The sequence below is a fragment of the Dokdonella ginsengisoli genome, from assembly GCF_042652785.1.
GTDB lineage: Bacteria > Pseudomonadota > Gammaproteobacteria > Xanthomonadales > Rhodanobacteraceae > Dokdonella_A > Dokdonella_A ginsengisoli.
In genome coordinates, this window is the sequence record NZ_JBHSHD010000003.1 from 392,143 (window position 1) to 405,206 (window position 13,064).

The 13,064-nt window shown below is 69.0% G+C and carries 13 protein-coding genes; 4 read left to right on the forward strand and 9 right to left on the reverse strand.

Translation table 11 applies throughout. The annotated features are described in order from the left end of the window. Positions 1–44: 44 nt before the first annotated feature. The 5 genes from ribB to glyA form a co-directional block, all read right to left on the reverse strand. A complete protein-coding gene (ribB, locus tag ACFO6Q_RS03920; RefSeq protein ID WP_380019215.1) occupies positions 45–1,151 on the reverse strand; it encodes a 3,4-dihydroxy-2-butanone-4-phosphate synthase in 1,107 nt (368 codons plus the stop codon). Continuing rightward, on the reverse strand, positions 1,148–1,753 hold the full coding sequence (locus tag ACFO6Q_RS03925; protein ID WP_380019217.1) for a riboflavin synthase: 606 nt from the start codon (positions 1,751–1,753) through the stop codon (positions 1,148–1,150). Before ACFO6Q_RS03925 ends, ribB begins: the two co-directional genes overlap by 4 nt. 2 nt (positions 1,754–1,755) lie before the next feature. Beyond that, a complete protein-coding gene (gene ribD / locus ACFO6Q_RS03930) occupies positions 1,756–2,856 on the reverse strand; it encodes a bifunctional diaminohydroxyphosphoribosylaminopyrimidine deaminase/5-amino-6-(5-phosphoribosylamino)uracil reductase RibD (RefSeq protein WP_380019218.1) in 1,101 nt (366 codons plus the stop codon). 124 nt (positions 2,857–2,980) lie between these two features. Next, positions 2,981–3,505, reverse strand: coding sequence for a transcriptional regulator NrdR (nrdR, locus tag ACFO6Q_RS03935; RefSeq protein ID WP_380019219.1), 525 nt, complete (start codon positions 3,503–3,505; stop codon positions 2,981–2,983). Positions 3,506–3,535: 30 nt separating this feature from the next. Then, positions 3,536–4,795, reverse strand: a complete 1,260-nt coding sequence (gene glyA / locus ACFO6Q_RS03940) for a serine hydroxymethyltransferase (RefSeq protein WP_380019221.1) — start codon at positions 4,793–4,795, stop codon at positions 3,536–3,538. 182 nt (positions 4,796–4,977) lie between these two features. Between glyA and ettA the strand changes: the two genes are divergently transcribed. Both ettA and pyrF read left to right on the forward strand, forming a co-directional pair. After that, positions 4,978–6,639 (forward strand): energy-dependent translational throttle protein EttA, encoded by a 1,662-nt coding sequence (gene ettA / locus ACFO6Q_RS03945; protein WP_380019223.1) that lies wholly within the window; start codon positions 4,978–4,980, stop codon positions 6,637–6,639. 185 nt (positions 6,640–6,824) lie between these two features. Continuing rightward, positions 6,825–7,652, forward strand: a complete 828-nt coding sequence (gene pyrF / locus ACFO6Q_RS03950; RefSeq protein ID WP_380019224.1) for an orotidine-5'-phosphate decarboxylase — start codon at positions 6,825–6,827, stop codon at positions 7,650–7,652. Here the strand turns inward: pyrF and ACFO6Q_RS03955 are convergent. Then, on the reverse strand, positions 7,636–7,800 hold the full coding sequence (locus tag ACFO6Q_RS03955; protein WP_380019225.1) for a hypothetical protein: 165 nt from the start codon (positions 7,798–7,800) through the stop codon (positions 7,636–7,638). The genes pyrF and ACFO6Q_RS03955 overlap by 17 nt on opposite strands. A 23-nt stretch (positions 7,801–7,823) precedes the next feature. Here ACFO6Q_RS03955 and ACFO6Q_RS03960 point away from each other — a divergent pair, with 23 nt between their 5' ends. After that, positions 7,824–8,327 (forward strand): hypothetical protein, encoded by a 504-nt coding sequence (locus ACFO6Q_RS03960; RefSeq protein ID WP_380019226.1) that lies wholly within the window; start codon positions 7,824–7,826, stop codon positions 8,325–8,327. 264 nt (positions 8,328–8,591) lie between these two features. On the opposite strand, the gene def is transcribed toward ACFO6Q_RS03960, so the two are convergent. Beyond that, positions 8,592–9,122, reverse strand: a complete 531-nt coding sequence (gene def, locus ACFO6Q_RS03965; protein ID WP_380019227.1) for a peptide deformylase — start codon at positions 9,120–9,122, stop codon at positions 8,592–8,594. Between the two features lie 173 nt (positions 9,123–9,295). On the opposite strand from def, the gene ACFO6Q_RS03970 reads away from it, so the two are divergent. After that, a complete protein-coding gene (locus tag ACFO6Q_RS03970) occupies positions 9,296–11,242 on the forward strand; it encodes an OPT family oligopeptide transporter (protein WP_380019228.1) in 1,947 nt (648 codons plus the stop codon). 70 nt (positions 11,243–11,312) lie between these two features. Here ACFO6Q_RS03970 and ACFO6Q_RS03975 read toward each other — a convergent pair whose 3' ends face one another. Both ACFO6Q_RS03975 and ACFO6Q_RS03980 read right to left on the reverse strand, forming a co-directional pair. Continuing rightward, positions 11,313–11,996, reverse strand: coding sequence for a hypothetical protein (locus ACFO6Q_RS03975; RefSeq protein WP_380019230.1), 684 nt, complete (start codon positions 11,994–11,996; stop codon positions 11,313–11,315). Positions 11,997–12,151: 155 nt separating this feature from the next. Continuing rightward, on the reverse strand, positions 12,152–13,060 hold the full coding sequence (locus ACFO6Q_RS03980; protein ID WP_380019231.1) for a glycosyltransferase family 2 protein: 909 nt from the start codon (positions 13,058–13,060) through the stop codon (positions 12,152–12,154). Positions 13,061–13,064 lie beyond the last annotated feature (4 nt).

The following is a 13,064-nucleotide window of genomic DNA, read 5'->3' on the forward strand; positions in this document are numbered from 1 at the left end:
TTAACCGACGCGGCGCGGCGGCAGGCCGCGGCGGGCGACGCGCCCTAGGCGGACGCGCGAGCGCCGGCTTCCTCGTAGCCGACCACTTCCAGGCCGAAGCCGGCCAGGCCGACGAGCTTGCGCGGCGTGCCGAGCACGCGCAGCCGGCAGGCGCCCAGATCGGCGAGGATCTGCGCGCCGAGGCCGAGCCGCCGCCACTGCGTACCGGCCTGCTCCTCCGGCGCCGCGCCGCCGCGCAGGCGCTCGAGCAGCGCGTCGACGCCGTCGTCGCCGGCGAGCACCACCACCACGCCGCGCCCCTCCTCGGCGATGCGCCGCAGCGCCGCGGTGACGGTCAGGCCGAGATCCTCGCGCTCCAGGTGCAGCACGTCGGACAGGGTGTTGCGCACGTGCACGCGCGTCAGCACCGGCGCGCCGTCGTCGACGCGGCCGCGCACCAGCGCGAAATGCGCCTCGCGTGCGAGCAGGTCGCGGTAGGCGACGAGGCGGAAGCGGCCGAACTCGGTGTCCACCTCGCCTTCGTACGTGCGCTCGACGGTCTTCTCGGTGTCGAGCCGATAGCGGATCAGATCGGCGATCGTGCCGATCTTGAGGCCGTGCTTCGCCGCGAACGCCTCCAGCTCGGGGCGCCGCGCCATCGAGCCGTCCTCGTGCAGCACCTCGACCAGCACGCCGGCCGGCTCCAGGCCGGCCATCGCGGCGAGGTCGCAGGCGGCCTCGGTGTGGCCGGCGCGCGTCAGCACGCCGCCGGGCTGCGCGGTCAGCGGAAAGATGTGGCCGGGCTGGGTCAGGTCCTGCGGCCCGGCGTCGGGGCGCACCGCGACCTGCACGGTGTGTGCGCGGTCGAACGCCGAAATGCCGGTGGTGACCCCTTCGGCCGCCTCGATCGAAACGGTGAAGTTGGTGTGGTGCGGCGAGGTGTTGTCGGCAACCATCGGCTTCAGGCCGAGCTGGCGGCAGCGCTGCTCGTTGAGCGCGAGGCAGATCAGGCCGCGCGCCTCGCGCGCCATGAAGTTGATGTCCTCCGGGCGCACCTTGGCGGCCGCCATGATGAGGTCGCCCTCGTTCTCGCGGTCCTCGTCGTCGACGATGACGACCATGCGGCCGGCGCGGATGTCGGCCACCAGCTCTTCGATCGTGGCGAAGCTCATGCCGCCACCCCGCGCTCGCCGTACAGCCGCTCCACGTAGCGCGCGACCAGGTCGACCTCGAGGTTCACCGCGTCGCCCGCCTTGCGCGCGCCGAAGGTGGTGGCTGCCAGCGTGTGCGGAATCAGCGTGACGCCGAAGGTGTCGGCGGAGACTTCGTTGACGGTCAGGCTGGTGCCGTCGACGCAGATCGAGCCCTTGACCGCGATGTAGCGCGCCAGCGCCGCCGGCGCGCGGAACGTCCAGCGCTGCGAGCCGCCGTCGTCGTGGACGGCGGCGACCGCGCCGACGCCGTCGACGTGGCCGGACACCAGGTGCCCGCCGAGGCGGTCGGCCAGGCGCAGGGATTTCTCCAGGTTGACCGCGTCGCCGGCGTCAAGCGCGCCGAGCGTGGTCAGGCGCAGCGTCTCGGCGGAGACGTCGGCGGCGAACTGCGTGCCGTCGAGCGCGACCGCGGTCAGGCAGACGCCGGCCACGGCGATGCTGTCGCCGAGCGCAACGTCGGCGAGGTCGAGCGCGCCGGCGTCGATCACGATGCGTGCGTCGCCGCCGCGCTCCTCGCGCCGGGCGATGCGGCCGACGGCCTGGACGATTCCGGTGAACATGGCTACTCCGTTGCTTGATTCGGGGGCCGCAGCAGCAGGCGCAGATCGTCGCCGACCTGGCGCCGCTCGACGCTGCGCAGGTGCCAGCGCGACGCCATTTCCGACAGCGGCGGCAGAGCCAGCAGGGGTCGCGCCGTGTCGCCGAGCAGCACCGGCGCGACGTACAGCAGGCACTCGTCGACCAGGCCCGCGGCGAACAGGGATCCGCTCAGCACGGGCCCGGCTTCGACCTGCAGCTCGTTGACGCCGCGCCGGCCGAGTTCGGCCAGCACCCGCGACAGATCGAGGCCGCCGGCGCCGGTTTCAACCGCGACGCACTCGACGCGGCCGAAATCCGCCGGCGCCGGCCGTGCCGCCGGAGCGTGGAAGATCAGAGTCGGCGCGCTGCCGTCGAGCACGTGCGCGCCCGGCGGCGTGCGCAGGTCGCGGTCGAGCACCGCGCGCAGCGGCGGCGGACCTGCGTATTGCAGTCCGCGCACGGTCAGCCGCGGATCGTCCGCCAGCACCGTGCCGATGCCGGTCAGCAGCGCCGAGCTGCGCGCGCGCCAGCGCTGCACGTCCGCACGCGCCGCCTCGCCGGTGATCCATTTCGACTCGCCGTTCGCCAGCGCCGTGCGTCCGTCCAGGCTCATCGCCAGCTTCAGGCGCAGCCACGGCCGGCCGCGCTCGACGCGGGCGAAGAAGCCGCGGTTGAGCTCGCGCGCGGCGTCGCGCATCAGGCCGGTCTCGACCACGATGCCGGCGGCGCGCAGGCGTTCGATCGCGCGCCCCTCGTTCTGGAACGCATCCTCGCTCGCGACCACCACGCGCGCGACGCCGGCGCCGATCAGCGCGTCGGCGCACGGCGGCGTGCGGCCGTGCAGGCCGCAGGGTTCGAGCGTCACGTAGGCGGTGCCGCCGCGTGCGTGATCGCCGGCCGCTTGCAGTGCATGTACCTCCGCGTGCGGTTCGCCGGCGCGCCGGTGCCAGCCTTCGCCGACGATGCGCTCGCCGTGCGCGATCACGCAGCCGACGCGCGGGTTTGGTTGCGTCGTGAACAGGCCGCGGTCGGCCAGGCGCAGCGCGCGCGCCATCAGCGCGTGGTCGACCGCGGAAAAGTTCATGGTGCGACCGGCCGCCGCCATCGCCGCGACCGCAACTTGATCCTGTCCGGCTCGGGAAAAGCGCGAGCGATTCCCGCGTTCGCGGGAATGACGGCGGGATGAGCCGATCCCTTCATCCAGGGACTCAGCGCTTCCTGGCAGGAGCGGCGGCGGCGGCTTCGCCGAGCAGCGGCAGCTGCAGGCCTTCGATGGCCGGCAGGTCGCGCTCCAGGCGCTCGATCTCCTCGCGGAACGCCTGCACGTCCTCGAAGCTGCGGTAGACCGAGGCGAAGCGCACGAACGCCACCTGGTCGAGCTTCTTCAGCGTGCGCATGACCAGCTCGCCGATCTGCCGCGACGGCACCTCGCGCTCGCCGCTCTTGCGCAGGTCGTCGATCACCGCGCGCATCGCCGCGTCCACGGCGTCGCGCGGCACCGGCCGCTTGTGCAGGGCGAGGTCGAAGCTGGTGCGCAGCTTGCGTTCGTCGAAGGCTTCGCGGCGGCCGTCGTTCTTGATCACGCTGGGCAGCTTGATCTCGGCCGTCTCGAACGTGTTGAACCGCTCGCCGCAGCGCTCGCACTCCCGCCGGCGACGGATCGTCGCGCCGTCCTCCGACACGCGCGAGTCGATCACGCGGGTGTCTTCGTTCTGGCAGAAGGGGCAATGCATGGAAGCGGCTCGGCCTCGGTGCGGGGCGGCTTATCCGCCGTAGACGGGGAACGAGGCGCACTGCGCCTCGACCTTCGCGCGCACCTGCGCGATCACGTCAGCGTCGCCGGGCGCGTCGAGCACGTCGCAGATCCAGTTCGCCAGATCCACGCAGTCCTGCTCGAGGTAGCCGCGCGTGGTCACCGCCGGCGTGCCGATGCGCAGGCCGGAGGTGACGAACGGCGAGCGCGGATCGTTCGGCACCGCGTTCTTGTTCACCGTGACGTGCGCCTGGCCGAGCGCGGCCTCGGCGTCCTTGCCGGTGACCTCGCGGCCGATCAGGTCGAGCAGCATCAGGTGGTTCTCAGTGCCGCCGGAAACGATCTTGTAGCCGCGCGCGAGGAAGGTCTTCGCCATCGCCTGCGCGTTCTTCACGACCTGCTGCTGGTAGGTCTTGAACTCCGGTTCCAGCGCTTCCTTGAAGGCGACCGCCTTGGCCGCGATCACGTGCATCAGCGGGCCGCCCTGGATGCCGGGGAAGACGATCGACTGCAGCTTCTTCTCCAGCTCCGCGCCGAGCCCCCTGGCGACGATGATGCCGCCGCGCGGGCCGCGCAGGGTCTTGTGCGTGGTCGAGGTGACGACGTGCGCGTGCGGCAGCGGGCTCGGGTACACGCCGGCGGCGACGAGGCCGGCGATGTGCGCCATGTCGACGAAGAGATACGCGCCGACCTGGTCGGCGATGGCGCGGAAGCGCGCCCAGTCCAGCACCTGCGAATAGGCCGAGAAGCCGGCCACGATCATCTTCGGCTTGTGCTCCAGCGCGAGCTTCTCGACCTCGTCGTAGTCGACCTTGCCGGTCGCCGGGTCGATGCCGTACTGCACCGCGTTGAAGATCTTGCCCGACAGGTTGACTTTGGCGCCGTGCGTGAGGTGACCGCCGTGGGCCAGGCTCATGCCGAGGATGGTGTCGCCCGGGCTCAGCAGGGCGAAGTAGACCGCCTGGTTGGCCTGCGAGCCCGAGTGCGGCTGCACGTTGGCGTAGTCGCAGTCGAACAGCTGCTTGGCGCGCTCGATGGCCAGGCTCTCGGCGATGTCGACGTACTCGCAGCCGCCGTAGTAGCGCTTGCCCGGATAGCCCTCGGCGTACTTGTTCGTCAGCACCGAACCTTGCGCCTCGAGCACGCGCGGGCTGGCGTAGTTCTCCGAGGCGATCAGCTCGACGTGATCCTCCTGGCGGCGCCGCTCGGCGGCGATCGCCTGGGCGAGCTCGGGGTCGAAACCTTCGATACGGGCATCCTTCGGGAACATCACGGGAACCTGTGCAAGCCGCGGGGGAGCGCATGTTACCGCTTTGTGGCGCGGCATATGGCGCGTCGGGCGGCCGGAACATGACGCACCGGCCGGCGATCGGCGATAATGCGGGGATTTCCCGTTCCCATCGGACCCGGCGCTGCCACCAGCGCCGCCGCGTCCTTCGCCCGGAGTCAGGCATGCAATACATCTACACGATGATCGGCGTCAGCAAGGTCGTTCCGCCGAAGCGGCAGATCATCAAGGACATCTCGCTGTCGTTCTTTCCCGGCGCGAAGATCGGCCTGCTCGGCCTGAACGGCGCCGGCAAGTCGACCGTGCTGCGCATCATGGCCGGCGTCGACAAGGACTTCGTCGGCGAGGCGCGCCCCAATCCGGGCACCAAGATCGGCTACCTCGAGCAGGAGCCCAAGCTCGATCCCGAAAAGACCGTGCGTGAGGTCGTCGAGGAAGGCGTGTCGGAGATCATCGGCGCGCAGAAGCGCCTGGAAGAGGTCTACGCGGCCTACGCCGAGGAAGGCGCCGACTTCGACAAGCTCGCCGCCGAGCAGCAGCGTCTGGAGAACCTGCTCGCCGCGAACGACGCGCACGCGCTGGAACGCCAGCTCGAAGTCGCCGCCGACGCGCTGCGCCTGCCGCCGTGGGAGGCCAACGTCGCCAAGCTCTCCGGCGGCGAGAAGCGCCGCGTCGCGCTGTGCCGCCTGCTGCTGTCCAAGCCGGACATGCTGCTGCTGGACGAACCGACCAACCACCTCGACGCCGAATCGGTCGAATGGCTGGAGAACTTCCTGCACGACTTCCCCGGCACCGTCGTCGCGGTCACCCACGACCGCTACTTCCTCGACAACGCGGCCGAGTGGATCCTCGAACTCGACCGCGGCCGCGGCATTCCGTGGAAGGGCAACTATTCGTCCTGGCTGGAGCAGAAGGACGAGCGCCTGAAGCAGGAAGAGAGCCAGGAAAAGGCGCGCCAGAAGGCGATCCAGCGCGAACTGGAATGGGCGCGCCAGAACGCCAAGGGCGGCCGCTCCAAGGGCAAGGCGCGCCTGGCCCGCATCGAGGAGCTGCAGTCGGTCGACTACCAGAAGCGGCAGGAGACCAACGAGATCTTCATCCCGCCGGGCGAGCGCCTGGGCAATTCGGTGATCGAGTTCAAGAACGTGTCGAAGTCGTTCGGCGACCGCCTGCTCATCGACGATCTCAGCTTCAACGTGCCGGCCGGCGCGATCGTCGGCATCATCGGGCCGAACGGCGCCGGCAAGTCGACTCTGTTCAAGATGATCACGGGGCAGGAAACGCCCGACAAGGGCGAGATCGCCAAGGGCCAGACCGTCAACATCGCCTACGTCGACCAGAGCCGCGAGAAGCTCGAAGGCAACCACAACGTGTTCCAGGAAGTCTCCGGCGGCGCGGACATCCTCACGATCAACGGCATCGAGATCCAGTCGCGCGCCTACATCGGCCGCTTCAACTTCAAGGGTCCGGACCAGCAGAAGCTGGTCGGCACGCTGTCCGGCGGCGAACGCGGCCGCCTGCACCTGGCCAAGACCCTGCTGCAGGGCGGCAACGTGCTGCTGCTCGACGAACCGTCCAACGACCTCGACATCGAGACGCTGCGCGCGCTCGAGGACGCCCTGCTGGAGTTCCCCGGCAACACGTTCGTGATCTCGCACGACCGCTGGTTCCTCGACCGCATCGCCACGCACATCCTCGCCTTCGAGGGCGATTCGCACGTCGAATTCTTCCCCGGCAACTACCGCGAATACGAGGAAGACAAGAAGCGGCGTCTGGGCGACGAGGCGGCGCAGCCGCACCGGTTGCGCTACAAGAAGCTGGTCTAGGAACCGGAGTTCGGAACGGGTTGTTGCGTCATTCGCGACGGCGAGCAAAACGAGCGAATGGCGAAGCCGGTCAGAGGGTGGACGCTCGGGGCGAGTCGAGCGGGAATCCATCCCCTCCGGTCAAGGCGGACATGGATGCCCGCTTTTGCGGGCATGACGGCGGCAAGAATGACGGGCGAATTTCGATGACGTTCATGCAATCGCTGCAAGCCGCTCGGCGAGGGAATGACTCGCTGGTCTGCATCGGCCTCGATCCCGAGCCGGCGAAGTTTCCCGCCGCGCTGCGCGGCGACCCGGATGCGATCTTCGCGTTCTGCCGCGCCATCGTCGACGCGACCGCGGATCTGGTGTGCTGCTTCAAACCGCAGATCGCGCACTTCGCCGCGCACGGTGCGGAGGACGCGCTGGAACGCCTGATCGCGCATATTCACGACGCGCATCCCGGCGTGCCGGTGATCCTCGACGCCAAGCGCGGCGACATCGGCTCGACCGCGCAGAACTACGTCGTCGAGGCGTTCGACCGCTACGGCGCCGATGCGGTCACGGTCAATCCGTATCTGGGCTGCGACTCGGTGCAGCCGTTCCTCGACCGCGCCGACAAGGGCGTGATCCTGCTCTGCCGCACCTCCAATCCCGGCGCGCGCGACCTGCAGGATCTCCTCGTGCGCGGCGGCGACGGCATCGAACGCAAGCTGTACCAGCACGTGGCCGAAATCGTCGCACGCGAGTGGAACGCCAACGGCAACTGCGCCCTCGTGGTCGGCGCGACCTACCCGGAAGAACTCGCCGACGTGCGTCGCCGCGTCGGCGACCTGCCGCTGCTGGTGCCCGGGGTCGGCGCCCAGGGCGGCGACGTCGCGGCGGTCGTCAAGAACGGCAGGACCGCGGACGGTGGCGGGCTGATGATCAGTTCCTCACGCGCGATTCTCTATGCGGGCAGCGGCGAGGACTTTGCGGCCGCGGCGCGAGCCGCGGCGCAGGACCTGCGCGAAACGATCAATCGTTACCGATGACTGCCATCAGGCGCAGCACAAGGCGCTCGCGCGGCACCGTCGCGACCGCTCCAGCCGCCCGCACGGGCACGCGATGAATGCGGCATCGAGTGTCCTGATGCTGCTGGGTTTTCTGGTACCCGGCGGTGTCATCTGCCTGATTCATCATCGGCTGCTGCGGAAACCGCGCTGATGTACATGGGCCACTTCGGCATCGCGCTCGGTGCGCGCCGCTGGCTGCGACCGCTGCCTCTGGTATGGCTGCTGTTCGCTTCCATCGCACCCGACTTGTACGACGCCCTTGCCGGATTGATGCCGGCCCTCGATACCGGCGGCATCTCGCATACTTTGCCCGGTGCGGTCGGCGCGGCGATATCCTTCGCGCTCGCCACCGCGTTGATATACCGCAACGGCACGCTCGCTCTGGGTGTCGGATTGCTGGCGCTGTCCCATACCGCGACCGACTACCTCACCAGCCGGATGCCGGTATGGCCCGATGGCCCGAGCACCGGACTGTATCTCTATGCGACGCCGTGGGCCGATTTCCTGCTGGAGAGCGCCGTGATCACCCTCGGGTTGCTGCTGTACGCCCGCTCGCCCGACCTGCGCCACCCGGCCCGCGCCGGCCTGATCGGCATGGGGGCATTGATGATCGCCTTGCAGGGCGTATGGAACTTCGTCATTGCCGGCCGCTGATGCGGCCCTGTAGCCAACCGACGATGAACCCCGCAACCCATGCGAGCGGCGGGACGCTACCGAAGCGACGGCGGGTGCTGCGCGAGGAGATCCGTCATTTCAGAGCGGTGAAAGTCGGGGCTTAAAGGCGCATGCCGTTTCCTCTCTCTTACGTGCGGGAGAGGGTTGGGGTGACGGCGCTCTTGCGCGGCGCTTCACCACGCTTCCCTCACCCGCCGCGCTGCGCGCGTCGACCTCTCCCGTAACGGGAGAGGTGAAAGCTGCTCAATCGTCGCCGAGTTCCACGCCCGGAAACAGCACCTCGGCGAAGCCGAAGCGCGAGAAGTCGGTGATCCGCATCGGATACAGCTTGCCGATCAGATGATCGCATTCGTGCTGCACGACGCGGGCGTGGAAACCCTCGGCGACGCGGTCGATCGGCACGCCGTCGGGATCGAAGCCGGTGTAGCGGATCGACGACCAGCGTTCGACCACGCCGCGCAGGCCCGGCACCGACAGACACCCTTCCCAGCCCTCCTCGCGCGCGTCCGACAGCGGCACGAGCGTGGGATTGAGCAGGATCGTGCGCGGCACCGCCGGCGCGTCGGGATAGCGCTCGCTGCGGTCGAAGCCGAAGATCACCAGTTTCAGGTCGACGCCGATCTGCGGCGCGGCCAGGCCGACACCGCCGGCGGCATGCATGGTGTCGAACATGTCTGCGATCAGCTCGCGCAGCTGCGGCGTGCCGAACTGCTCGACCGGCTGCGCCACGCGCAGCAACCGCGGATCGCCCATCTTCAGGATTTCGTGAATCATGCGGTCGCCCGCCCGGTCTTCATCGTCGGATTATCGCGCAGCCCGCCGTACTGCGGTGCACCTGCGCCGGCGTACGGACGCCCGCCGCGTGACGCCCGGCGGGGCTTGTGCTTTGATACGGCAGCGGACCGCGCGGTGCTGTTCGCGCGATCATCACCTGCAAGGGGCAGTGCATGAATTCCCAACCCGTCGCGACCCAGCCCGTCGCGCAGCTCACGGCGCGCGCCGTGATCCTCTCCGTCATCCTCGCGGTGATCCTCGCCGCGGCGAACGCCTACCTCGGCCTGTTCGCCGGCCTGACCATCGCGACCGCGATCCCGGCCGCCGTCGTGTCGATGGGCGTACTGCGCCTGCTCGGCGGCGGAACGATCTTGGAAAACAACATCGTGCAGACCGGCGCCTCGGCCGGTTCGTCGATCGCCGCGGGCGTGATCTTCACGATCCCGGCGCTGGTCATCCTCGGCTACTGGCAGGATTTCCGCTATTCCTGGGTGCTGGCGATCGCCGGCCTCGGCGGCCTGCTCGGCGTGCTGTTCTCGGTGCCGCTGCGCCGCTCGATGATCGTCGAGGACCCGCTGCCGTTTCCCGAAGGCAAGGCCGCCGCGGAAGTCCTCAAGGCCGGCGAGAATCCGGGCCCGGGCCTGAAGATCCTCGGCCTGTCCGGCGCGATCGGCGCCTTCGTCAAGCTGGCCGCCGAAAGCGGCCTGCGCATGATCCCCGACGCCGCCGCCGGCGGTACGTACGTCGGCAAGTTCATCGCCTACCTCGGTACCAATCTCTCGCCCGCCCTGCTCGGCGTCGGCTACATCGTCGGCCTCAATGTCGGCATCGTCGTTCTGTCCGGCAGCATTCTGTCCTGGCACATCGCGATCCCGCTGTACAACGCGTTCTTCCTCGACGGCAACACCGCACTCGCCGCGCAGCTCGCAGGCAAGGACGCGGTCACCACCGCCTTCGCGATCTGGAGCACCCAGGTGCGCTATCTCGGTGTCGGCACCATGCTGATCGGCGGCGTGTGGACCCTGTTCTCGCTGCGCAAATCGCTCGCCTCCGGCATCCGCAGCGGCCTGGCCGCCGCGCGCAAGGGCAGCGGCGGGGTGGTCGCGGAAACCGAACGCGACCTGCCAATGAAGTGGATGCTGGTGGCGCTGGTCGCCTTCGTGGTGCCGCTGGCCCTGCTCTACCAGGCGATCGTCTCCAACTGGGGCGTGAGCATTCCGATGACGATCATCATGATCGTGGCCGGCTTCCTGTTCGTCTCGGTCTCCGGCTACCTGGCCGGCCTGGTCGGCTCGTCGAACAACCCGGTGTCGGGCATCACCATCGCGACGATCCTGTTCGCCTCGCTCGTGCTGGTCGCGCTGATGGGCCGCGACTCGCAGATCGGCGCGGTCGCCGCGATCATGATCGGCGCCGTGGTCTGCTGCGCGGCCGCGGTCGGCGGCGACAACCTGCAGGACCTCAAGGCCGGCTATCTGGTCGGCGCGACGCCGTGGAAGCAGCAGGTGATGCTCGCGATCGGCGCCTTCTCCTGCGCGCTGATCATGGCGCCGGTGCTGAACCTGCTGGCCACCGCCTACGGCATCGGCGCGCCGACGGCCGAGCACCCCAATCCGCTGGCCGCGCCGCAGGCTACCCTGATGGCGTCCGTCGCCAAGGGCATGTTCGGCGGCCACCTGCCGTGGACGATGATCGGCATCGGCGCCGTGATCGGCGCGGTGGTGATCGCGCTCGACGAATGGCTGAAGTCGCGCAAGTCGCACTTCCGCGTGCCGGTGCTCGCCGCCGCGATCGGCATCTACCTGCCGCTGGAACTGATGGTGCCGATCTTCCTCGGCGGCCTGATCGCGCATTTCGTCGAACGCAGTCACGGCATCGATCCGCACAACGAGGCCGAGCGCGACCGCGTGCATCGTCCCGGCACGCTGTTCTCCGCCGGCCTGATCACCGGCGAGGCGCTGATGGGCATCGCGATCGCGATCCCGATCGTCGTCAGCGAGCGCGCCGACGTGCTCGCGCTGCCGGCATCGCTGCATTTCAACCAGTGGGTGGGCCTTGTGGTGCTCGCCTTGATCGGCTGGCTGCTGTACCGGGTCGCGACGAAGCGGCACGCTTCGTAGGCCGCAATCCCCGCATAGGAACGGGCGGCGGTCCGCCGCCCGTTCCGGCGACGGCAGCGCGCCGATCGCCTCAGTTCACCGTGTTCTGCACATTCACCTTGCACAGATTGCCGCTGCAATCGGGGTGGGACGCGTCCGGCGTCGTCAGGACGATGTTGATGTAGTAGTCCTGCCCCGGCGTCAGCGCGCAGGCATTGACCGCCGGATTGCCCGTGCTGATCTTCCAGGCGGCAATCCGCGCGCTCGGCCCCCGATTGGTCGTCAGGCAGTAGGGCGCCACCGGCGCGAAGTCGCCGCAGACGGGGCTGATGGCGGTGGTCAGATTCGGGCCGGGATAGTTCTCGCCGTGGAAGAAGGCTCCACTGAGCGTCGGATCCACGCCGGCGGGCACGTGGAACTTGACCGAGACGAACTTGTTCCGCTCGAAATTCTTGAAGACCGTGTAGAAATTGACGCCGGGCCACGAGCCGGGAGGCTGACCTGCGGAACTCCTTCCCCACACCTCGTCGAAGTTGTTGACGTTGGCTCTCACGTCGGGAAGCAGGGTCACCGTGTAGGCGAGATTCGAGAACTCCTGACGCAGATCGGAATAGTCGAAGGAGCTGCGGAAGAACGTGTCCGACGTGGCTTCCTGTGCCGCGCAGTAGTAGTCCTGTATCGCCGTGATCTGTTGCTCTTCCGTCGCATGGGCATGCGGCGCCAAGGCAAACACGAGCGACAGGACGGCAGCCGTTTTCGTTCCGATTCGATCCATCTGAAACCTCCCTCGCAGGGCCACAAGTACGAAATTTGATGTAATCCGCTTGCAGCGCGCCCCGACGCGCTCATGGCTCAGGCCGGCGACCATCGTACCCGGCGCGCCGCGCGCGATCTTTGCATCACGCACGTAAACGAAAAGTTCAGAGCCGCTCAGCTGCGCCGGGCGCGGAGCGCGGAGCGCAACGGATGCACGGCGACGACGACGGCGAAATGCGACCAGATGCCGAACCAGACCGCGGCGCTCGCCAACGGATTGCCGGCGAGGGAATCGAACTTCCGGAAATAGCGCCACATGCCGCGGTGCTTGTGGCGGGAAACGAACACCGGACGCGAGCGGCTCGACGAACCCTGCGCATGCACGATGCGCAAATCGCCGGCCATGGCGACGCGCCACCCGGCGTCGCGCGTGCGGCGGCACAGGTCCAGGTCTTCCACGTGCAGGAAGTAGCCCTCGTCGAAACCGCCGATCGACTCGAAAACCGCGCGCGGCATCGCCATGCAGGCGCCCGAAACGGCTTCCACGAACTCCACTCCGGAGCCCCCCGCAGGCGACGGCGGCATCTCGACGCCCTGCAGCGATGGCCAGCGCGACTCGAAGCGCGCCAGTCCGCTCAGGCTCGCCAATGCGCGCCGCAGGGTCGGGTCGCGACGCCGGTTGCCGCGCGCCGGCGTACCGTCCGCATTGCAGACCGCGACCCCGAGCAAGCCGATCCGGTCATCCGCGTGCAACGCCTCGCGCATGCCGCCGATGCTGTCCCCGAGCAGCTCGCAATCGGGATTGAGAAATACGAGCACGTCGCCGCGCGCCGTCGCCGCGCCACGATTACAGGCCGGCCCGAAGCCGAGGTTCGCGCCGTTGCGCAGCAGGCGAAGTCTCGCGTCCGCGACGTGTTCCGCGGCGACGCGCTCGACTTCGCCGTCGCTCGAGGCGTTGTCGACCAGAATCACCTCGACCGGGACGGACGACGCCAGCGCGGTGCCGACGGATTTCGCCAGCAGCGGGCCGCTGTCGGCCGCGACGACGACGATGCTAGTCAGGCCGGGGACGACGTCGGGCATGCCG

Coding starts and splice junctions, on each gene's coding strand:
- glyA (WP_380019221.1), bottom strand. CDS start 4,795: ATGTTCCCGAAGGATGCCCGTATCGAAGGTTTCGACCCCGAGCTCGCC.
- nrdR (WP_380019219.1), bottom strand. CDS start 3,505: ATGCATTGCCCCTTCTGCCAGAACGAAGACACCCGCGTGATCGACTCG.
- ACFO6Q_RS03980 (WP_380019231.1), bottom strand. CDS start 13,060: ATGCCCGACGTCGTCCCCGGCCTGACTAGCATCGTCGTCGTCGCGGCC.
- ettA (WP_380019223.1), top strand. CDS start 4,978: ATGCAATACATCTACACGATGATCGGCGTCAGCAAGGTCGTTCCGCCG.
- ribB (WP_380019215.1), bottom strand. CDS start 1,151: ATGAGCTTCGCCACGATCGAAGAGCTGGTGGCCGACATCCGCGCCGGC.
- def (WP_380019227.1), bottom strand. CDS start 9,122: ATGATTCACGAAATCCTGAAGATGGGCGATCCGCGGTTGCTGCGCGTG.
- ACFO6Q_RS03960 (WP_380019226.1), top strand. CDS start 7,824: ATGTACATGGGCCACTTCGGCATCGCGCTCGGTGCGCGCCGCTGGCTG.
- ACFO6Q_RS03975 (WP_380019230.1), bottom strand. CDS start 11,996: ATGGATCGAATCGGAACGAAAACGGCTGCCGTCCTGTCGCTCGTGTTT.
- ACFO6Q_RS03955 (WP_380019225.1), bottom strand. CDS start 7,800: ATGATGAATCAGGCAGATGACACCGCCGGGTACCAGAAAACCCAGCAG.
- ACFO6Q_RS03970 (WP_380019228.1), top strand. CDS start 9,296: ATGAATTCCCAACCCGTCGCGACCCAGCCCGTCGCGCAGCTCACGGCG.
- pyrF (WP_380019224.1), top strand. CDS start 6,825: ATGACGTTCATGCAATCGCTGCAAGCCGCTCGGCGAGGGAATGACTCG.
- ribD (WP_380019218.1), bottom strand. CDS start 2,856: ATGAACTTTTCCGCGGTCGACCACGCGCTGATGGCGCGCGCGCTGCGC.
- ACFO6Q_RS03925 (WP_380019217.1), bottom strand. CDS start 1,753: ATGTTCACCGGAATCGTCCAGGCCGTCGGCCGCATCGCCCGGCGCGAG.